Source organism: Rhodobacter capsulatus SB 1003 (genome assembly GCF_000021865.1).
GTDB classification, from domain to species: domain Bacteria; phylum Pseudomonadota; class Alphaproteobacteria; order Rhodobacterales; family Rhodobacteraceae; genus Rhodobacter; species Rhodobacter capsulatus_B.
Map to the genome: position 1 here is coordinate 1,596,441 of NC_014034.1, position 20,217 is coordinate 1,616,657.

General features: G+C 66.9%; 18 protein-coding genes. 17 read left to right on the forward strand and 1 reads right to left on the reverse strand.

What is annotated here, in order from left to right; translation table 11 throughout:
* The first annotated feature begins 218 nt into the window (after positions 1-218).
* The 17 genes from RCAP_RS07300 to rnd all read left to right on the forward strand — a co-directional run bounded on the left by RCAP_RS07300 (position 219) and on the right by rnd (position 17,397).
* Positions 219-1,649, forward strand: a complete 1,431-nt coding sequence (locus RCAP_RS07300) for an APC family permease (protein ID WP_013067198.1) — start codon at positions 219-221, stop codon at positions 1,647-1,649.
* Between the two features lie 57 nt (positions 1,650-1,706).
* Positions 1,707-2,846 carry a tyramine oxidase subunit B gene (locus tag RCAP_RS07305; protein ID WP_013067199.1) on the forward strand — a complete coding sequence of 380 codons (1,140 nt, stop codon included), beginning with the start codon at positions 1,707-1,709 and terminating at the stop codon, positions 2,844-2,846.
* A gap of 57 nt (positions 2,847-2,903) precedes the next feature.
* Positions 2,904-3,323: a Rid family hydrolase gene (locus tag RCAP_RS07310; protein WP_013067200.1), complete on the forward strand. Its 420-nt coding sequence runs from the start codon at positions 2,904-2,906 to the stop codon at positions 3,321-3,323.
* Positions 3,324-3,326: 3 nt separating this feature from the next.
* Positions 3,327-4,619, forward strand: coding sequence for an NAD(P)/FAD-dependent oxidoreductase (locus RCAP_RS07315; protein ID WP_013067201.1), 1,293 nt, complete (start codon positions 3,327-3,329; stop codon positions 4,617-4,619).
* Positions 4,620-4,698: 79 nt separating this feature from the next.
* Positions 4,699-5,262: a CIA30 family protein gene (locus RCAP_RS07320; protein ID WP_013067202.1), complete on the forward strand. Its 564-nt coding sequence runs from the start codon at positions 4,699-4,701 to the stop codon at positions 5,260-5,262.
* A 116-nt stretch (positions 5,263-5,378) separates the two neighbouring features.
* Positions 5,379-6,203 (forward strand): hypothetical protein, encoded by an 825-nt coding sequence (locus RCAP_RS07325; RefSeq protein WP_013067203.1) that lies wholly within the window; start codon positions 5,379-5,381, stop codon positions 6,201-6,203.
* Between the two features lie 137 nt (positions 6,204-6,340).
* Positions 6,341-6,772 (forward strand): PACE efflux transporter, encoded by a 432-nt coding sequence (locus tag RCAP_RS07330; RefSeq protein WP_013067204.1) that lies wholly within the window; start codon positions 6,341-6,343, stop codon positions 6,770-6,772.
* 119 nt (positions 6,773-6,891) lie between these two features.
* Positions 6,892-8,376 carry a UDP-N-acetylmuramoyl-L-alanyl-D-glutamate--2,6-diaminopimelate ligase gene (locus RCAP_RS07335; RefSeq protein ID WP_013067205.1) on the forward strand — a complete coding sequence of 495 codons (1,485 nt, stop codon included), beginning with the start codon at positions 6,892-6,894 and terminating at the stop codon, positions 8,374-8,376.
* A 1-nt stretch (position 8,377) separates the two neighbouring features.
* Positions 8,378-9,829 (forward strand): UDP-N-acetylmuramoyl-tripeptide--D-alanyl-D-alanine ligase, encoded by a 1,452-nt coding sequence (locus RCAP_RS07340; protein ID WP_013067206.1) that lies wholly within the window; start codon positions 8,378-8,380, stop codon positions 9,827-9,829.
* Positions 9,829-10,911, forward strand: a complete 1,083-nt coding sequence (gene mraY, locus RCAP_RS07345; RefSeq protein ID WP_013067207.1) for a phospho-N-acetylmuramoyl-pentapeptide-transferase — start codon at positions 9,829-9,831, stop codon at positions 10,909-10,911. Before RCAP_RS07340 ends, mraY begins: the two co-directional genes overlap by 1 nt.
* Before the next feature lie 25 nt (positions 10,912-10,936).
* Positions 10,937-11,290: a hypothetical protein gene (locus RCAP_RS07350; RefSeq protein WP_013067208.1), complete on the forward strand. Its 354-nt coding sequence runs from the start codon at positions 10,937-10,939 to the stop codon at positions 11,288-11,290.
* Between the two features lie 346 nt (positions 11,291-11,636).
* Positions 11,637-13,037 carry a UDP-N-acetylmuramoyl-L-alanine--D-glutamate ligase gene (gene murD / locus RCAP_RS07355; protein ID WP_013067209.1) on the forward strand — a complete coding sequence of 467 codons (1,401 nt, stop codon included), beginning with the start codon at positions 11,637-11,639 and terminating at the stop codon, positions 13,035-13,037.
* 70 nt (positions 13,038-13,107) lie between these two features.
* The gene (locus RCAP_RS07360; RefSeq protein WP_013067210.1) at positions 13,108-13,686 is read left to right on the forward strand and encodes a hypothetical protein; all 579 of its coding nucleotides are present in this window, start codon (positions 13,108-13,110) and stop codon (positions 13,684-13,686) included.
* Between the two features lie 10 nt (positions 13,687-13,696).
* Positions 13,697-14,170 (forward strand): GFA family protein, encoded by a 474-nt coding sequence (locus RCAP_RS07365; RefSeq protein ID WP_013067211.1) that lies wholly within the window; start codon positions 13,697-13,699, stop codon positions 14,168-14,170.
* Between the two features lie 78 nt (positions 14,171-14,248).
* Positions 14,249-15,295: a phosphoribosylformylglycinamidine cyclo-ligase gene (gene purM / locus RCAP_RS07370; RefSeq protein WP_013067212.1), complete on the forward strand. Its 1,047-nt coding sequence runs from the start codon at positions 14,249-14,251 to the stop codon at positions 15,293-15,295.
* The gene (gene purN, locus RCAP_RS07375; protein ID WP_013067213.1) at positions 15,292-15,882 is read left to right on the forward strand and encodes a phosphoribosylglycinamide formyltransferase; all 591 of its coding nucleotides are present in this window, start codon (positions 15,292-15,294) and stop codon (positions 15,880-15,882) included. Before purM ends, purN begins: the two co-directional genes overlap by 4 nt.
* Positions 15,883-16,242: 360 nt before the next feature.
* On the forward strand, positions 16,243-17,397 hold the full coding sequence (rnd, locus tag RCAP_RS07380; protein ID WP_013067214.1) for a ribonuclease D: 1,155 nt from the start codon (positions 16,243-16,245) through the stop codon (positions 17,395-17,397).
* Between the two features lie 226 nt (positions 17,398-17,623).
* Here the strand turns inward: rnd and RCAP_RS07385 are convergent, their stop codons facing one another.
* Positions 17,624-20,182 (reverse strand): ATP-dependent helicase, encoded by a 2,559-nt coding sequence (locus RCAP_RS07385; protein WP_013067215.1) that lies wholly within the window; start codon positions 20,180-20,182, stop codon positions 17,624-17,626.
* Positions 20,183-20,217: the final 35 nt, after the last annotated feature.

A 20,217-nucleotide genomic window follows, 5' to 3' on the forward strand; every position in this document is an offset into this window, starting at 1 on the left:
GATCATCGGCAAAGTATTCCAGAATTGGCCCAAAAATCAGGGCCCTGACAGACAGCATTCCGGGCAGCGGGGTGCTGATCGTGGACATTTTTCCTCATTTTCCCCCCTTGGGGGTGCATTGGCGCAAACTATCGGATTTTTGGCGCGTTTTGCAATGGCCGCTCTTGTCCCGCCGCCTGCAGACCGGTTCCAAAGAAACCGAAACAGGGATCGGTAAAATGGAAAACCAACCGGGCGCAAACCGCCTGCAGGCCAATTCGATCGGGCTTGCGCATATCATCTTCTTTGTCGTCGCGGCCGCCGCGCCGATGACTGCGGTCGTGGGCGCGACGCCGCCCGCCTTTGCTTTCGGCAATGGCGCGGGGGTGCCGGGCGCCTTCATCCTGGCGGGCATTCTTTACCTGCTCTTTTCGGTCGGCTTCACCGCGATGACCCGCCACATCAGCGGCGCCGGGGCGTTTTACGCCTATATCACCCGCGGCCTTGGCAGCCCGGCGGGGATCGGCGGCGCGCTGACGGCGCTTCTGGCTTATTTCGCCATCCAGATCTCGGTCTTTGCGCTTTTCGCCGTCTTCGTCTCGGGTTTTGCCGCCTCGCTCGGCCTTGATCTGCCCTGGTGGGTCTGGGCCTTTGCGGGGCTCGCCATCGTCGTCGCTCTCGGGCGGCGTCACATCGCGGTTTCGGGGGTGATCCTGGGCCTGTGCATGATTGCCGAGCTGGTGATCCTGCTTGTCCTTGATCTCGCGATCCTCGCCCATGGCGGCGGCGCGGCCGGGATCTCGGTCTCGGGCTTCCGCCTGTCCGAGGTTTTCGGCCCCGGCCTTGGCGTTACCATGGTTTTCGTTCTCGGCTCCTATGTCGGCTTCGAAGCCACCGCGATCTTCGGCGAGGAAGCCTCGAACCCCGACCGCACCATCCCCCGCGCGACCTATATCGCCGTGATCCTGATCACCGCCTTCTATGCCTTTTCGACCTGGGCGATCGTGCAATATTACGGCCCCGACAAGGCGCAGGCCGCCGCCTCCGCCTCGCTCGAAGGGTTCTATTTCGCCCCGATGGAGGCGCTTCTGGGCGGCTGGGTGGTGAAACTGGCCAATGTCCTCCTCATCACCAGCCTCTTTGCCTGCCTTCTGTCCTTCCACAACACGCTCAACCGCTATTTCTACGCGCTGGGGCACGAGGGGCTGCTGTCCTCGCATGTGACGAAAGTGCATGACGATCACGGCTCGCCGCATGTGGCGGGGCTGGTGCAGGCGGCGCTGGTGGCGACGATCCTCGGTCTTTTCGCGCTGATCGGCGCCGACCCCTACGGCGTCGTCTTCTCCTGGATGTCGGCGCTTGCGGTGCTCTCCATCGTCGCGGTGCAGATCATGGTCTCGGTCGCCGTCATCGCCTTTTTCCGCCGTGACAGCTTTGGCCGCTCGCCCCTTGTCACCCTTGTCGCGCCGATCCTTGCCACGCTGGGCCTGATGACCGCTTTCGGCCTTGTCTGGTCGAACCTCTCGATGCTGACCGGGTCCGAAAGCCCGATCGTGCAGGCCTTCCCGGTGATCGTGGTCTGCGTCGCGGCCTCGGGTTCGCTTCTTGCGCTGCGGATCAAGCGCAGCCAGCCCGAGCTTTACGCCCGCCTTGGCCGCGCCTTCGACTGAGCCTTTCCCGCCCTGCCACCCGGCGGGGCATCCCTTCCCAAACCAGTGAGAAATCCCATGAACGCCGAAACGCGTATCGACTTTCTGTACCTTTCCGAACCCGACATGATCAAGGCGGGCGTCACCGACATGGCCGCTTGCGTCGATTGCATGGAGGAGATGTTCGGCCTTCTGCACGCGGGCGATTACCGCATGGCCGGGCCGAACAACGACAGCCACGGCGCGATGGTGGTCTTTCCGGCCGAAAGCCCGTTCCCGACGATGCCGAAACCCACCGCGGACCGCCGCTTCATGGCGATGCCCGCTTACTTGGGCGGCCGCTTCTGCACCACCGGGATGAAGTGGTACGGCTCGAACATTGCGAACCGGCAAAGGGGCCTGCCGCGCTCGATCCTGATGTTCACGCTCAATGACACCGAGACCGGGGCGCCGCTCGCGCATATGTCGGCCAACCTCCTGTCCGCCTATCGCACCGGGGCGGTGCCCGGCGTGGGGGCGCGTCATCTTGCCCGGCCCGACTCGAAGATCGTCGGTATCCTGGGGCCGGGGGTGATGGCGAAGACGACTTTGGCCGCCTTCATGGTCGCCTGCCCGAAAATCGACACGCTGAAGGTCAAGGGCCGCGGCGAGAAGAGCCTGCAGAACTTCCTGGCCTGGGTGGCGGAAACCTATCCGCAGATCACCAGCGTGACGGTCGTTGACAGCATCGAAGAGGTCGTGCGCGGCTCGGATTTGTTCTCCTATTGCAACTCGGGCGAGACCGGCGACCCCTCGACTTATCCGATCGTCAAACGCGACTGGGTCAAGCCCGGCGCCTTCATGGCGATGCCCGCGGTGTGCAACATCGACGAGGGGATGCAGGCCCCCGACGTGCGAAAAGTGCTTGATAATACCGGGCTTTACGAGGCCTGGTATGAAGAGGTGCCAAAGCCCGCGCATGCCACCATCCCGGTGATCGGCGTCAAGTTCATGGACATGATCGCCGAGGGGAAACTCTCCCATGACGATCTGGAAGACCTTGGCGCCATCGTCGCGGGCGAGGCGCCGGGCCGCAAGAACGATCAGGAAATCATCATCATGTCGGTGGGCGGCATGCCGGTCGAGGATGTCGCCTGGGGCACGGTGCTTTACCGCAACGCGCTGGAACGCGGCATCGGCGTGAAGCTGAACCTTTGGGACGAACCCGTCCTGCGCTGACCAACAGGGGGGCGCCATCCTGCCCGGGATCAGCCCCCCAAACCTTCAGGAAAATCCATGACAAAGATCGTGAAGCTGAAATCCGGCGCGGTGCTGGAGGACCAAAGCAGCTATTCCCGTCTGGTCGCCGTGGGCGACTGGATCCAGGTCTCGAACACCGCCGGGCGCAATCCCGACACCAAGCTGATCCCCGAGGACGTGGCCGCGCAGACCCATCAGGTCTTCGCCAATATCGCCCGCGCTTTGGCGGCGGTCGGCTCGGGTCTGGGCGACGTGATCGCCGCCCGCGTCTTCATTCAGGAGCCCGCCGACACACCCGCGGTGATGGCGATCTTCGCCGAGGTCTTTCGCGGCGTCGATCCGGCGCTGACCGTGACCTGCCCGCCCTTGGGCTCGACGGTCTACAAGGTGGAGATCGAAGTGACCGCTTTCCGCGGCGCGGCGCAGGGCGCCGAAGTGATCCGGCTGGGGGTGTAAGCCATGGAACCGCTTGCCAATCTTCCGCCCTCCACCGCCGACATTCCGGCGCAAACCACCGTCGTCGTGATCGGCGCGGGCATCGTGGGCTTGTCCGCCGCGCTGACGCTGATCGAGCGCGGCATCCCGGTGACGGTCCTTGAAAAGGGCCGCATCGGCGCCGAGCAATCGGGGCGCAATCTCGGCTGGGTGCGCAAGACCTCGCGCGCGCCCGCCGATGTGCCGCTGGCGCAGGCCGCCGACCGGCTTTGGGCCGAGATGCCCGGCCGGATCGGCGCCGATTGCGGCTATCGCGCGGCCGGGATCCTGTTCGTCACCCGCTCGCAAAAGCAGATGGGGATTTACGAGGACTGGCTGAAGGCGGTTTCGGCCCTTGATCTGGGCGCGCGCCTGCTTGCGCCCAAGGACATCGACCGGCTGGTGCCGGGCGGGCAGGGCGACTGGCTGGGGGGCGTGCACACGCCTTCGGACGGGCGGGCGGAGCCCTCGCTCGCCTGTGCCGCGCTGGCCCGGGCGGTGCTGGCGAAGGGCGGCCAGATCGTCGAAAACTGTGCCGTGCGCAGCCTGTCGACGGCGGCGGGCAAGGTCTCTGGCGTCATCACGGAGCGCGGCGAGATCGGCTGCGAAAAGGTGATCCTGGCCGCCGGGCTCTGGTCGCGGCGGTTTCTGGGCAATCTTGGCATCTTCCTGCCGACACTGCCCTTGATCTGCTCGGTCCTGCGCACGGCGCCGATGGAGGGCCCCTGCCAGACCGCCGTGGGCGGGCCGGATTTCTCCTTCCGCAAGCGTCAGGACGGCGGCTTCACCATCACCCAGCGCGGCCGGCTTGATGCGCCGCTGACGCCCGATCATCTGCGGCTGGGGCTGCGCTACCTGCCGGTTCTGCGCGCACAAAAAGGCGCGACGCAGGTCGGATTGGGGCGTACCTTCCTGCATGAACTTCTGTCGGCAAGGCATTGGAAAGACGATCAGATCACGCCCTTCGAGCGCTGCCGGATCATGGACCCGGACGTCAACCCCGCCCTGAACGCCGAGGCGATGGCGGCGCTGCGCAAGGCCTGGCCCGTCTTTGATCAGGCCCGCATCGCGGCCGCCTGGGCGGGGATGATCGACGTCACCCCCGACAGCGATCCGGTGATCGACACCGTCGCCGCGCTGCCCGGTCTGATCCTCGCCACCGGCTTTTCCGGCCATGGTTTCGGCACCGGCCCGGCGGCGGGGCATCTGGCGGCCGATCTGGCCACGGATCACGCGCCGATCGTCGATCCCGCGCCCTATCGGCTGGCGCGGTTCTGATCCGGGGGGCCGTGAAAACCGCTGGCCAAAGGCCGGGTTTCATGGTCCCCTGAGAGCCTCGCAACCCTGGGGGGAGTCGATGCGCAGGCCGTTATCCCTTGTCCTCCTGCTCCTGCTCGGGCTCGGGCTGGGTGTGGCCCGGCCCGCCGAGGCCGCCGATATCGTGATCGAGGATTTCACCATGCATCCCGAAACCCGCTGGCGCTTTTTCACCGATGCCGTGATGGGCGGCGTCTCGACCGGGCGGCTGGAGATGGTCACGGGGGACGGCGCCCCGCATGCGCGGATGACCGGCCGGGTCAGCACCGAAAACAACGGCGGGTTCATCCAGATGCGGCTTGATCTGGCCGCGCCGCCGCCCGCGGGCACGACCGGGCTGCGGCTGATCGTGCGCGGCAATGGCCAGCGCTATTTCGCGCATCTGCGCAATGGCGCGACGCTGATGCCCTGGCAATATTATCAGGCGCCCTTCGAGGTCACCCCCGACTGGGCCGAGATCCGGCTGCCCTTCACCGCCTTTCGCGCCTCGGGGCGGCTGATGCCGGGCACGCCCGCGGTGAAGAGCCTGCGCTCGGTCGGCGTCGTCGCCTATGGCCGCGCGCATGAGGCCGAGATCGAGGTCCGCGAGGTCGGTTTCTACTGACCCCCGGGCCCCGCGGCGGCTTGCGCGGAAAAAGCGTCCGGGCCGGGGCGGATTAGCCTTTCCTTCAGCGCTTGGCGTCATGCTGCGCCGGACCGCGGCTTTCGCAAAGGCCCCCGATGACCGTTCTTCCCCGCTTTCTTGTCGCCTTTCTCTGCGCGCTTGGCCTGTTTTGGGCCGCGGCGGGACCCGGGATCGCCGCCGATCTTCCCTATGCGGGCGCCTGCGAGCTGACGCGCGCGGGCGGCGTCTACTATCGCGGCACCTGCGCCATTCAGCGCGCGCCGATCCCGCCGGACCCCGGCTGCCGCGGCGAGCTGATCTCGCTGCAGATCCCCGGTCGCGGCGGGGCCGATCTTCTGCGCGGCACCGGGCCGGGCTGCGGCTCCGATCTTCTGGGCAGCCCCGTCACCTTCATCGCCGAGGATGTCGAGGGCTGGCTGGTGATCACCACCGAGGCGGGCAAGATCCTGCGCATCGACCCCGGCCCGGACCCGCGCCTGCCCGCGCTGGATGACACCCTGGCCGGGATGGAGCGCTGCAGCCCCGCGCCGCCGCTGCGCGCCTTTCTGGACAGCCTGCGCGCGCGTTTCCCGCAGGCGCAAGCCGCGCCCGAGGGGCCGGTGCCCTCTGACGGGCTGCCGCTGCCCTGGCCGCCGGGCGGCTGGCTCGCCCCCGAACAGATCCGCGCCGAAAGGCGCGGCCCGATCCTGCGGATCGAGGTGCAGCTGGAGGGCAGCTTTCTGGGCCTGCCGCTCTCTCTTCTGCGCGTCAGCTTCGGGCCCGACGGTGCGGTTTTGGCGCAGGAACTGGTCTTTGCCCTTCCCCGCGCCCGGCTTGGCCGCGCCCGCGATCTGCCCGAGCGGCCGGACAAGGCCACGCCCGGCAGCCCCTTTCTGGCCCCGGGAGAGCCGGGCACGCTGGTCTGCCGCGCCCGCCCCTGAGGCCGCTTGCCTCTTGACCCCGCCGCCCGCGGCGGGATACTGGGCGGGCCGGGCGCGGAAACCGTGGCGCCACAGGCTTCGCGCAATTGTCGGGACGGTCCGATTGCAAATCGGGACGCCACGGGCGTCAACCTGCCATGTTCACCTTTTCTGCACCGCTGCGGCGGCTGATCTATGTCCTCACCTTCGAAGCGGGGGCGATCGCGCTCTCGACGCTGCTGCTGACCCGGCTCAGCGCCGGTCCGGCGGCGGACTCGCTTCTTGTCTCCGTCCTTGTCACCGGCATCGCGCTGATCTGGAACCTGGTCTTCAACACCGGCTTCGAGGCGGCCGAACAGCGCTTCCGGCTGCGCCGCAGCCTTGCCCTGCGCGCGCTGCATGCGCTGGGCTTCGAGGGCGGGCTTTTCCTGTTCACCGTGCCGCTTTACATGGGCTTTTACGGCGTCAGCCCGGCCGAGGCCGTCGCGATGGAGGCGGCGCTGCTGATCTGCTTCCTGATCTATACCTTCCTGTTCACCTGGGGCTTCGACCGGGTCTTTCCGCCCCCGCCGCTGCCCGCCCGGGCCTGATCCGAACTGACCCCCCAAACTGACCCGCTGGGCTGCCCGGCCCTTGTTTTCAAGGCTTGCGTTGACGCCCGCCTGCCTTCGCCTCTAAATGGCGCAGGAACTGAACAAGGACACAAGATATGGCCCTCACGGCGAAGCCTTTGAGTGCATTGGGGCTGACGGCCCGCCCGGGAAGCGACGTTGCGGTGACGGGCCTTTCGGTGGACAGCCGCCTCGTCAAGCCCGGGCATCTGTTCGCGGCGCTGCCCGGCACCAGGGTTCATGGCGCAACCTTCGTGACGGCGGCGCTGGAACGCGGCGCGGGCGCGGTGTTGACCGACCGCGCGGGCGAGGACACCGCCCGGCAGGCGCTGGCGGGCGGCACCGTGCCGCTGCTTGTCGTGGAGGATGCGCGGCTGGCGCTGTCCTGCGCGGCGGCGCTGTTCTTTGGCGCCCAGCCCGCGACGATGGTGGCGGTGACTGGCACGAACGGCAAGACCTCGGTTGCGACCTTCACCCGGATGATCTGGCAGGCGCTTGGGCTTGATGCCGCGAACATCGGCACCACCGGGGTCGAGGGCGCCTTTGCCGCGCCCTCCAGCCACACCACGCCCGAGCCGATCACCCTGCACCGCCTGCTGGCCGAAATGGCCGCGGCGGGCGTCACCCATGCGGCGATGGAGGCCAGTTCCCACGGGCTGGCGCAGCGGCGTCTGGATGGCGTGATGCTGAAAGCCGCCGCCTTCACCAATTTCACGCAAGACCATCTCGATTATCACGCCACCTTTGACGAGTATTTCGACGCCAAGGCCGGTCTTTTCAGCCGCGTCCTGCCCGAGGAGGGGACGGCGGTGATCAACACCGACGATCCGAAAGGGGCGGTTCTGGTCGAACGGGCGCGGGCGCGGGGGCAAAAGCTGATCCGGGTCGGGCAGGGCGACACCTGCGAGATCCAGCTGCAGGGGCAGCGTTTCGACGCCGCGGGGCAGGATGTCCGCTTCCTGTGGCAGGGCGGTCCGCAGATGGTGCGCCTGCCGCTGATCGGCGGCTTTCAGGCGATGAACGTGCTGACCGCGGCGGGGCTGGTGATCGCCTGCGGCGCCGAGCCGAAAGCCGTCTTCGAGGTCCTGCCGCAACTTGCAACCGTGCGCGGCCGGATGCAGCTGGCCGCGACGCGCACGAATGGCGCCACCGTCTTCGTCGATTACGCCCATACGCCCGATGCGGTCGAAACCGCGCTCCGGGCGCTGCGCCCGCATGTTCTGGGCCGCATCATCGCCATCGTCGGCGCCGGGGGGGATCGCGACCGCACGAAACGGCCGCTGATGGGCGCGGCCGCCGCCGCCCATGCCGATGCGGTCATCGTCACCGACGACAACCCCCGCACCGAGGACCCGGCCTTGATCCGCGCCGCCGTCATGGCGGGCGCCGGACCCGAGGCGACCGAGGTGGGCGACCGCGCCGAGGCGATCTTGCGCGGTGTCGATGCGCTGGGCCCGGGCGATGCGCTGTTGATCATGGGCAAGGGGCATGAACGCGGGCAGGTCATCGGCACCGATGTCTTCCCCTTTGACGATGCCGAACAGGCCTCGATCGCCGTGGCCGCCTTGGATGGGAAGATCTGACATGGCTGTTTTGTGGACCTCGATCGACGCGGCCGTCGCCACCGGGGGCCGCGCGACGCGGCCGTTCATGGCGACGGGGCTTTCGATCGACACCCGCTCGATCCGCCCGGGCGAAATGTTCGTGGCGCTGAAGGACGTGCGCGACGGCCATGATTTCGTCGCCGACGCGCTGAAAAAGGGCGCCGCCTGCGCGCTTGTGAGCCGCATTCCCGAGGGCTGTTCCGAGGAAGACCCGTTGCTGCTGGTGCCGGACGTGCTGAGGGCGCTGGAAGACCTGGGCCGGGCGGGCCGGGCGCGCGCGCGCGCGCAGGTGATCGCGGTGACGGGCTCGGTCGGCAAGACCTCGACCAAGGAGATGCTGCGCGCGGTTCTGTCGGCGCAGGGCCGCGTTCACGCCGCCGAGGCGTCCTTCAACAACCACTGGGGCGTGCCGATCACGCTGGCGCGGATGCCCGCCGAGGCCGATTTCGCGGTGATCGAGGTGGGAATGAACCACCCGGGGGAGATTTCGCCCTTGGTCAAGATGGCGCGACCCCATGCCGCGATGATCACCACGGTGGCCGCGGCGCATCTGGAGGCCTTCGAAACCCTCGACGACATCGCGCGCGAAAAGGCCGCGATCTTCGACGGGCTGGAGCCCGGCGGCACCGCCGTCGTGCCCACCGGACTGGAGAGCACGCCGATCCTTCTGGCTGCGGCAAAGGCGCGCGCCGGGCAGGTGGTGACCTTTGGTCCCGCGCCCGGATCGGACTATCGGCTGGTCAGCGCAAAGATCGCGGGGGATGCCACGATCGTGCAGGCCGAACAGGCCGGAAAGCCCATGCTTTTCAAGGTGATGACGCCAGGAAAACACTTTGCGAACAATGCCTTGGGGGTTCTTGCCCTGGCGCGGGCGGTGGGCGCCGATCCCGCCGTTGCGGCGCTCGACATCGGGCTTTGGGCGCCCCCCGCCGGGCGCGGCACGCGCGAGCGGATCTGGCTTGACCTGATTGACGAAGCGCAAAGCTTCGATCTCTTCGACGATGCCTTCAACGCCAATCCCGCTTCGATGGAAGCGGGGCTCGAGGTGCTGGCCGGGCAGGTTCCGCGCGACGGGGTGGGGCGGGTCAAACGCGGCCGTCGGGTGGCCATTCTGGGCGACATGCTGGAGCTGGGCGCGGGGGAGGCGCGGCTTCATGCCGCGATTGCCGAACTGCCCGCAATGGTATCGATAGACATCGTGCATCTGGCCGGACCGCGGATGCGGGCGCTTCACGAAGCGCTGCCGCGGGAGAAGCGGGGCGAATGGGTCGAGACCGCCAGGGATCTGGCCGCCCGCGCGCCGCATCTGGTCGATGCAGGGGATGTGGTGCTGGTAAAAGGATCGAAAGGCTCGAAGGTTTCGCTCGTGGTTGACGCGCTCAGAAAACTCGGTCAGCCCGGCGCGGCAGAGGCCTTCAAGGGAAAAGAATAATGCTTTACTGGCTTGCGAACCTTTCGGACGGGGGCGATTTCTTCAACCTCTTCCGCTACATCACCTTCCGCGCCGGTGGGGCCTTCTTCACCGCGCTGATCTTCGGCTTCCTGTTCGGGCGGCCCCTGATCGACATGCTGCGCCGCAAGCAGGGCAAGGGCCAGCCGATCCGCAACGACGGCCCCGCCACCCATTTCGCCAAGGCGGGCACGCCGACGATGGGGGGCTTGCTGATCCTCTCGGCGCTCTTGTTCGCGACGCTGCTTTGGGCGCGGCTTGACAATGGCTATGTCTGGATCGTGCTGGGCGTCACCTATGGCTATGCCGCGATCGGCTTTGCCGATGATTACGCCAAGGTGACGAAACAGAACGTCAAGGGCGTCTCGGGGCGCACGCGCATGGCGCTGGGCCTCGCGCTGGCGGCGCTGGCGGCGGTCTTTGCCGCGCTGATGCATCCGCCGGAACTGACCAACATGCTGGCGCTGCCGGTCTTCAAGGACGTGCTGATCAACCTTGGCATCTTCTTCGTGCCCTTCGCCATGTTCGTGATCGTCGGCGCCGCCAATGCGGTGAACCTGACCGACGGGCTGGACGGTCTGGCGATCATGCCGGTGATGATCGCGGCCGGAACGCTGGGCGGCATCGCCTATGTGGTGGGCCGGGCCGACTTCACGCAATATCTGGGCGTCAATTTCGTGCCCGGCACCGGGGAGCTGTTCGTCTTCACGGCCGCGCTGATCGGCGGGGGCCTGGGCTTTCTGTGGTACAACGCCCCCCCCGCGGCGGTGTTCATGGGCGATACCGGCAGCCTTGCCCTTGGCGGCGCCCTGGGCGCCATCGCCGTCTGCACCAAACACGAGCTTGTTCTGGGCGTCGTCGGCGGGCTTTTCGTCGTCGAGGCGCTCTCGGTCATCATTCAGGTGGCTTACTTCAAGGCCACCGGCAAACGGGTGTTCCTGATGGCACCCATCCACCACCACTTCGAGAAGAAGGGCTGGGCCGAACCGCAGATCGTGATCCGCTTCTGGATCGTCTCGCTTGTTCTTGCGCTGATAGGCCTTGCCACGCTGAAGATCCGCTGACCCTTGAAAAGGAAGGAAGACCCGCATGATCAAGAACTTCACGGACCCGCTGAAAGTCACGGCGCTGCTGCTGCCGTTCCTCGTGTTCTTTGCCGATCTGACCGGCATGAGCAATCTGACGCTGGGCTGGGGCCCGGTCTTTGCGCTGACCGTCGGTACGCTGGCGCTGTGCAAGTTCCTCGACGTGATCGTCGGCGCCGATACCCGCCCGATGACCGCCGAACGCGCCCGCACCTCGGTCTGGGTGTTCCTCGCCCTGCTCAACATCGTCGCGCTGATCTTCGCGATGACCCAGCCGGGCCTGGCGCCGGTCGCCTTTGCGGGCGCGGTGGTGCTCTGCTTCGTCTCGATCGCGGGCTATGCGCTGAAGAAGCGCTGAGAGGCTGACATCGGCGGGGGCGCCTGCGCCCCCGATGCGGCCGCCGGGCCTTGCCGCCCGGCAACCGATCCTGCCTTGCGGGCGCCGGATCGGGGCTGACGCCGCCACGCCCGCATTGTGGCCGCCGCGCCCCAGAACGCGCGCCCCGGCCCCTCAAGGATGGCGGCGGCCCGGGGAATGCGGGCGAGACCGGGCCGGACCGGCGCCTGTCTTCCGACCTTTTCCCAGCGGATCCCGCGACGGGGTGCGACGCCTTGCGGCGCCGCCCGAAAGGGGGGCTGCGCGCCCCCCTCTTGGGCCGCGCGGCGCGGGCCCAATTCACCCCCGCAGCTTACGGAGGTCGCAGATGATACCGGTTCAGGGATATGAGGGTGCGCGCGTCGCGGTGCTGGGGCTCGGGCGCTCGGGTCTGGCCACGGCGGCGGCATTGCGGGCAGGGGGCGCCGAGCCCGTGCTTTGGGACGACAGCCCCGAGGCCCGCGCCAAGGCCGAGGCCGCGGGCTACGCCTGCACCGATCTGACCCGGGCGGGCGCCTTTGAGGGCATCGCCGCCCTGATCACCTCACCCGGCATTCCGCATCTTTATCCCCGCCCCAATCCGGTCATCGCCGCGGCGATGGCGGCAGGCGTGCCGGTCGACAATGACATCGGGCTTTTCTTCCGCTCCTGGGCGACGGCGGGCTGGGATGATTTCGACGTCACGCCGCGCACCGTCTGCATCACCGGCTCGAACGGCAAATCGACGACGACGGCGCTGATCCACCATATCCTGAAACATGCGGGGCGCGCCACCCAGATGGCGGGCAATATCGGCCGCGGTGTCCTTGACCTTGATCCGCCCGAGGATGGCGAGGTGGTGGTGCTGGAACTGTCGAGCTACCAGACCGATCTGGCCCGCGCGCTGACCCCCGACATCGCGGTTTTCACCAATCTTTCGCCCGACCACATGGACCGCCATTCCGGCATGGGGGGCTATTTCGCCGCCAAGCGTCGGCTGTTTGCCGAAGGCGCACCCGACCGCGCGGTGATCGGCGTCGATGAGCCCGAGGGGGTCTATCTGGCCAATCAGATGGCGATGGGGGCCACGGACGATCGGGTGATCCGCGTCTCTTCGGCGAAGAAACTGGGCGATTTCGGCTGGTCGGTCTTTGCGCGCAAGGGCTTTCTGGCGGAATGGCGCAAGGGGCGGCAGGTCGCCTCGATCGATCTGCGCGGCGTCAAGGCGCTGCCCGGGGCGCATAACCACCAGAACGCCTGTGCCGCCTATGCCGCCTGCCGCAGCCTCGGCCTGGCGCCGAAGCTGATCGAGGAGGCCTTTCACAGTTTCGGCGGGCTGCCGCACCGCAGCCAGACCATCGCGGAAAAGCGCGGCGTGCGCTATGTGAACGACAGCAAGGCCACCAATGTCGACAGCGCGGCCAAGGCGCTGGAGGCGTTTTCGAACATCCGCTGGATCGTCGGCGGCATGGGCAAGGAAGGTGGCGTCAGCGCGCTCAAGCCGCTTCTGGGCTCGGTGAAGAAGACCTATTTCATCGGCCATTCGGGGCGCGATTTCGCGCTGGAACTGGCGCCGCTCGAACACGAGATCTGCGAGACGATGGAACGCGCCGTGGCCCGCGCCGCAGAGGAGGCAGAGCCGGGCGATACCGTGCTTCTGGCGCCCGCGGCGGCCTCGTTCGACCAGTATCCGAATTTCGAAAAGCGCGGCGAGCATTTCACCGCGCTGGCGCAGGCGCTGCCCGACTGAGGCGGCGCTTGCGGGGGGGCGCGCGGGCCGCCATACTCGCCCCGATCCGGCAACAGGCGAGAGCGCAGCGATGATGGTGTTTCCCCGCGAAAACCTTGTGTTCTTCGCGGTTCCCAAGACCGGCACCACTGCGATCGAGGCGGCGCTGGATGCCCGCGCCGCCATTGTCCTGCGCGATCCGCCGCAGATGAAACATATGACCGTGGCCAGCTACGCGCGCAGTCTGCAGCCGCTTCTGAAGGCCGATTACGAGATGATGGCGGTGATCCGCCATCCGCTGGACTGGCACGGCTCGCATTACCGCTATCGCAGCCGCCCGGCGCTGAAGGGCACGGCGCGTTCGACCGCCGAGCAGAGTTTTGCCGATTTCATCACCCGGATGCTGACCCCGGGCAATGCCGAGGCCGATGGCTCGCAATCGCGCTTTCTCAGCCTGAGGGACGGGTCTTGCCCGGTGCGGCATCTGTTTCGTTACGAGGCGCAGGACCGCATTCTGGCCTTTCTGGCCGAGCGTTTCGGCGGCCCGGTGGCGCTGCCCGTGGTCAATGTCTCGCCCCGCCGCGCGCTGGATCTGCCCGCGGCGCTGCGCATGGCGCATGAAACCCGGTTTGCCCGCTGCTACGAGATGTGGGAGACCGCGCAACATTGAGGAGAAGCGCATGACCGAATGGACGGGCCGTTGCAGCTGCGGGCAGCTGCGCTACCACCTGACCGCGGCGCCGATGATCACCCATGCCTGCCATTGCAGCTGGTGCCAGCGCGAGACCGGCACCGCCTTTGCGCTCAATACGCTGATCGAGACCGACCGGCTGCAGGTGACGGGGCAGGTTGACTATGTGCTGACCCCTTCGGCTTCGGGCAAGGGGCAGGAAATCGCGCGCTGCCCCAGCTGCCGCGTCGCCGTCTTCAGCCATTATGCCGGGGCAGGGCGGGCGCTGGCCTTTGTCCGCGTCGGCACGCTGGACAGCCCCGCCGCCTGTCCGCCCGATGTGCATATCTTCACCGCGACGAAACAGCCCTGGGTGGTTTTTCCCGAAGGGGCGCAGGTGTTCGAAGAATATTACAAAAGCGCCGAGGTCTGGACGCCCGAGGCGCTGGAGCGCCGCCGCGCGGCCTTGGCGCAGGCGGGCTGAGCGGCACCCCCACGCGGTGCTTTTCAACCGGCCCCCTTTGCGCTAGGGCTTCGCACGACGAATCCGACGGAGACAGCGATGACCGAGCGCAAGACTGGCCTGACCTATGCCGATGCAGGCGTGGATATCGACGCGGGCAATGCGCTCGTCGAACGGATCAAACCGGCGGCGAAACGCACGGGCCGCCCCGGCACCGTGTCCGGGCTGGGCGGCTTCGGCGCGCTGTTTGATCTGAAAGCCGCGGGCTACACTGACCCGATCCTGGTGGCCGCGACCGATGGTGTCGGCACGAAACTGCGCATCGCCATCGACACCGGTGTGGTCGACACGATCGGCATCGACCTGGTTGCCATGTGCGTGAACGATCTGGTCTGCCAGGGCGCCGAGCCCTTGTTCTTCCTGGATTATTTCGCCACCGGCAAGCTGGAGGTCGCACAGGCCGCCACCATCATCGAAGGCATCGCCGAGGGCTGCGCGCAATCGGGCTGTGCGCTGATCGGCGGCGAGACCGCCGAGATGCCGGGCATGTACGCGAAAGAGGATTTCGATCTGGCGGGCTTTGCCGTCGGCGCGATGGAGCGCGGCGCCGATCTGCCCGCGGGCGTGGTCGCGGGGGATGTGCTTCTGGGCCTTGGCTCGAACGGGGTGCATTCGAACGGCTACAGCTTCGTGCGCAAGGTGGTCGAGCTTTCGGGCCTTGGTTGGGACGCGGCTTCGCCCTTCAGTGACGGCACGCTTGGTCAGGCGCTGCTGGCACCGACCCGGCTTTACGTGAAACAGGCGCTGGCCGCGATCCGCGCGGGGGGCGTGCATGCGCTGGCCCATATCACCGGCGGCGGGCTGACGGAAAACCTGCCGCGCGTGCTGCCGGAGGGTCTGGGCGCGACGATCGACCTTTCTTCCTGGCCGCTGCCGCCGGTCTTCCGCTGGCTGGCCGAGACCGCAAACATGGCCGAGCCGGAACTGCTCAAGACCTTCAACTGCGGCATCGGCATGATCTGCGTCGTCTCGGCCGACCGGGCTGCGGCGCTGCAAGCGCTTCTGGAAGCCGCGGGCGAGAGCGTCACCGTGATCGGCACCGTGACCGAGGGGCAGGGCGTCGCCTATACGGGCAAGCTGTTGTGACCACCCGCGTCGCGATCCTGATTTCGGGCAGCGGGTCGAACATGATCCGTCTGGTCGAGGACATGCAGGGCCTGGGCCATGCGACGCCGGTTCTGGTCGCCTCGAACGATCCCGCGGCGGCGGGGATCGACCGCGCCGCGCGGCTGGGGGTGGCGACGGCGGTGATCGACCATCGCCCCTTCGGCAAGGATCGCGCGGCGTTTGAGGCGGAGCTGCTGAAGCCGGTCCTGGCGGCCGAGCCCGATGTTCTGTGTCTGGCGGGCTTCATGCGGGTGCTGACGCCCGATTTCGTGAGGCGGTTCGAGGGGCGGATGCTGAACATCCATCCCTCGCTTTTGCCGAAATATCCGGGGCTGCACACGCATCAGCGCGCGATCGAGGCGGGCGATGCCGAGGCGGGTTGCACCGTGCACGAGGTGACGCCGGTTCTGGATGACGGCCCGATCCTCGGTCAGGCGCGGGTGCCGGTTGAACCCGGCGATACCGCGGAAACGCTGGCCGCCCGGGTTCTGGTGCAGGAACACAAGCTTTACCCCGCCGTGCTGCGCCGCTTCGTGACCGGCAACCGCAGCCGTCTGGATCTGTGACGGCGATCCGCTGATCTGACCGAGGCCATCGCCGAGGTCACGCGACACATTGGCCCCGTGACCGCCGAGGGCCCAGAGGCCCTCGGCCTGCGCCCGCCCCGCCCATGGCGGGCGCATTCGCGCCGCCGGGGCGGGACGCAGGCCTCCCGCGCGCTTGGGGAGGCGATCTTGTCACCGGCTTGGTCGCGACGGGCGGGGAAAGGCGATGCCTTTCCTGATCCGCCCGATCAGACCTGTTGCCTGCCGCCCGTCTCACAACCTTTTGTGCATTCCTGCAACGACACGCTTTCCTTTGTGCGGACAAATGCCTAAACCGAAGGGACAAGGCGGGATGACCCCGCGATCCCCGGGAAAGGCACGATGCAGACGATTACCACCACCGACGCACTAGAGCAGTTCTGCACCCGCGCCAAGGCTGCCCCCTATGTGACGGTCGATACCGAGTTCCTGCGTGAACGCACCTACTGGTCGAAGCTCTGCCTGGTGCAGATGGCGCTTCCCGGCAAGGAGGGCGAGGCGGTTCTGGTCGATCCGCTGGTCGAGGGGCTCTCGCTCGAACCGCTTTACGATCTTTTCCGCCATCAGGCGACGGTCAAGGTCTTTCACGCCGCCCGGCAGGATCTGGAGATCTTCTTCACCGAGGCCGGGGTCTTTCCGCTGCCCCTGTTCGACACCCAGGTCGCGGCGATGGTCTGCGGCTTTGGCGAGCAGGTCGGCTATGAAACGCTGGTGAAGAAAATCGCCAAGCAGTCGCTGGATAAAACCTCGCGCTTCACCGACTGGTCGCGCCGTCCGCTGACCGATGCGCAAAAGGCCTATGCCTTGGCCGATGTCACGCATCTGCGGGTGATCTACGAATTCCTCTCGAAAGAGCTGCGCAAATCGGGCCGCGAAAAATGGGTCGAGGAGGAGGAGGCGATCCTTCTGAACCCCGAGACCTATATCACCCGTCCCGAGGACGCCTGGGAACGGGTGAAGACGCGGACGAATTCGGGGCGGTTCATGGCGGTGGTGCGCGAACTGGCGCGCTTCCGCGAGACCTTTGCCCAGGGCAGGAACATCCCGCGCTCGCGCGTGTTCAAGGATGATGCGCTCCTGGAGCTGGCCTCGACGAAGCCGGTGTCGCTTGATGAGCTGGGCAAGTCGCGGCTTTTGCTGCGCGAGGCGCGGCGGGGCGACATTGCCGACGGCATCATCGCGGCGGTGAAGGCCGGGCTTGAGACGAAGCCCGAGGATTTCCCGCGTGTGCCCGACGAGGACGCGCAGCTGCAGGTGAACACGGCCTTGGCCGATCTGTTGCGGGTGCTTTTGAAGGCGAAATCCGAAGAGGCCGGGGTGGCGGCGAAGCTGATCGCCACCGCCTCGGATCTGGACCGGATCGCCGCGGGCAAGCGCGACGTGGCGGCGCTGAACGGCTGGCGGCTCGATGTCTTCGGCAATGACGCGCTGCGGCTGGCCAAGGGCGAGATCGCGCTGACCGCCTCGGGCGGGGCGGTGCGGGTGGTGCAGGTCTGACGCCCGATCGGGCCGAGGCCATCGCCGAGGCCCCGCGCAGCATTTCCCCCTGCCCGCCGAGGGCCCAAAGGCCCTCGGCCTGCGCCCGCCCCGCCATCGGCGGGCGCATTCGCGCCGCCGGGGCGGGACGCAGGCCTTTGTTGCGCTTGGGGAAACGGTCTTGCCGCGGCTGTTGCGATGCGGGCGGGGAAAGGCAGTGCCCTTCCTGATCCGCCCGAACCGGGGCTCAGAACGGCACGTCGTCCAGCCCGACGGCGGGTTTCAGGAACCCGGCCTTGACATGTTTCGACCCGGCCTTGTCGAATTCGATCAAGGCGGTATCGCCTTCCAGATCGATCACCTCGCCATAGCCGAATTTGACGTGGAACACCCGGTCGCCCACGCCAAAGGCGAGGCTGTCCACCGTCGTCACCGTGCGCGCCTTGGGCCGCGGCGGCGTGCTGGCGCGGCTTTCCATCCGTTTCCAGCCCGGGGAATTGTAGACATCGGCCTTGGTCGCGCGGGCTTCCAGACTGCCAAAGCCGGTCTGCGTCGCCGCGCCGAAGCCGCCGCCGTAAAGCCCGGGCGGGGTCAGCACCTCGACCCGCGTGGCGGGCAATTCGTCGATGAAGCGCGAGGGCAGCTGCGACTGCCATTGCCCGTAAACCCGCCGGTTGCCCGCGAAGGAGATGGTGCAAATCTCCTCGGCCCGGGTGATGCCGACATAAGCCAGCCGCCGCTCTTCCTCGAGCGCGCGCAGCCCGCCCTCGTCCAGAGCGCGCTGGCTGGGAAACAGCCCGTCCTCCCAGCCGGGCAGGAAGACGGCCGGAAATTCCAGCCCCTTCGCCGCATGCAGGGTCATGATCGAGACCTTGTCCTCGGACTGGTCCTTGTCGTTGTCCATGATCAGCGCGACATGTTCGAGGAAGCCCTGCAGATTCTCGAAGCTTTCCAGCGCCTTGACCAGTTCCTTCAGGTTTTCGAGCCGCCCCGGCGCCTCGGGCGTCTTGTCGGCCAGCCACATGTCGGTATAGCCCGATTCCTCCAGAATGGTTTCGGCCAGCCGCACATGGTCGGCATTCTCCAGCACCGCCGCATGCCAGCGCCCGATTCCGTCGAGGAAAGCGCGCAGGGCCCCTGCCGCCTTGCCGCCGATCGCGCCCTGTTGCAGCGCCGCTTTCGCGCCCATCACCAGACCCGCCTCGGCCTGACGGGCACAGGTCTGAATCACCGCCTGCGCCTTGTCGCCCAGACCCCGTTTGGGCAGGTTCACCACCCGCTCGAAGGCCAGATCATCGTCGGGCGACACGGCCAGGCGGAAATAGGCCATCGCATCGCGGATTTCCTGCCGTTCATAGAACCGCGGGCCGCCGATGACGCGATAGGGCAGGCCGATGGTCAGGAACCGGTCTTCAAAGGCGCGCATCTGATGGCTGGCGCGGACAAGGATAGTGATTTCACCAAGCATAAACGATTGAAAGAGAGCTTCCACATTGGAAGAGCGATCTTCCAATCCATATTGCTTGAGCAGCAATCCTCGCGTGTGAATGTCTCCGAAAATTCGACGATCTGACAACAAAGTGTCAGGCGGAATCTCTGGCAACATGGGAGGAAGCTGGTTTTTTACGCGCCGTTCGAATTCTTGCTCGTGAGTCTTTGACCGTGTGTTCCTTCTGTTTTTCGCTAACGGATGGGAACCATTATATAATTTCTCGATCTCTTCGCCGATCCAGCGCGCTTCCTCGTCGCCGTCCCAATGGCCGATCAGCCGAACCTTTTCGCCGCCCTTGTCGGCGGTCCAGAGCGTCTTGCCCAGCCGGTCGCGGTTGGCGGCGATCAGACCGGACGCGGCGGCCAGAATATGTTCGGTCGAGCGGTAGTTCTGTTCCAGCCGCACCACCACGGCGCCCGGAAAATCCTTTTCGAAGCGCAGGATATTGCCCACCTCGGCACCGCGCCAGCCATAGATCGACTGGTCGTCATCGCCGACGCAGCAGATGTTGCGATGCCCCTGTGCCAGAAGCCGCAGCCACAGATATTGCGCGGTGTTGGTGTCCTGATATTCGTCGACAAGGATATATCTGAACCAGCGCTGATACTGCTGCAGCACGTCGGGGTGACGCTGGAAGATCGTCACCATATGCAAGAGCAGATCGCCGAAATCGACGGCGTTCAGCGTGCGCAGCCGGTCCTGATAGGCGGCGTAAAGCTCGGAGCCGCGGTTGTCGAAATGCGCGGTGTCCGCGCCGCGGACATGTTCGGGCGTCCAGGCGCGGTTCTTCCAGCTGTCGATCAGCCCGGCCAATTGCCGCGCGGGCCAGCGCTTTTCATCCATGTTCGCGGCCAGGATCAGCTGTTTCAGCAACCGGATCTGGTCGTCTGTGTCCAGAATGGTGAAGTTCGACCGCAGCCCGACCAGTTCCGCGTGACGGCGCAGAAGCTTGACGCAGACCGAGTGAAAGGTGCCCAGCCACGGCATGCCTTCGAGCGTCTGGCCCATCAGACGGCCGATGCGGTCCTTCATTTCCCGCGCGGCCTTGTTGGTGAAAGTGACGGCCAGAACCTCGTTCGGGCGGGCGCGGCCGGAATGGATCAGATGCGCGATGCGCGCGGTCAGCGCCTTGGTCTTGCCGGTGCCCGCGCCCGCCAGCATCAGCACCGGGCCATCCAGCGCCTCCACCGCCCGCCGCTGCGCGTCGTTCAGACCGTCGAGCCAGGGCGTGCCCACCGGACCCCGCGCCGCCATCATGGCGCGTTGCGACAGGCTCAGCCCGCCGAAATCGTCATCATCAAGGATACTGCTCATGGGGCGCCACTATAGCTTGCGTTCCGGCAAAGCCA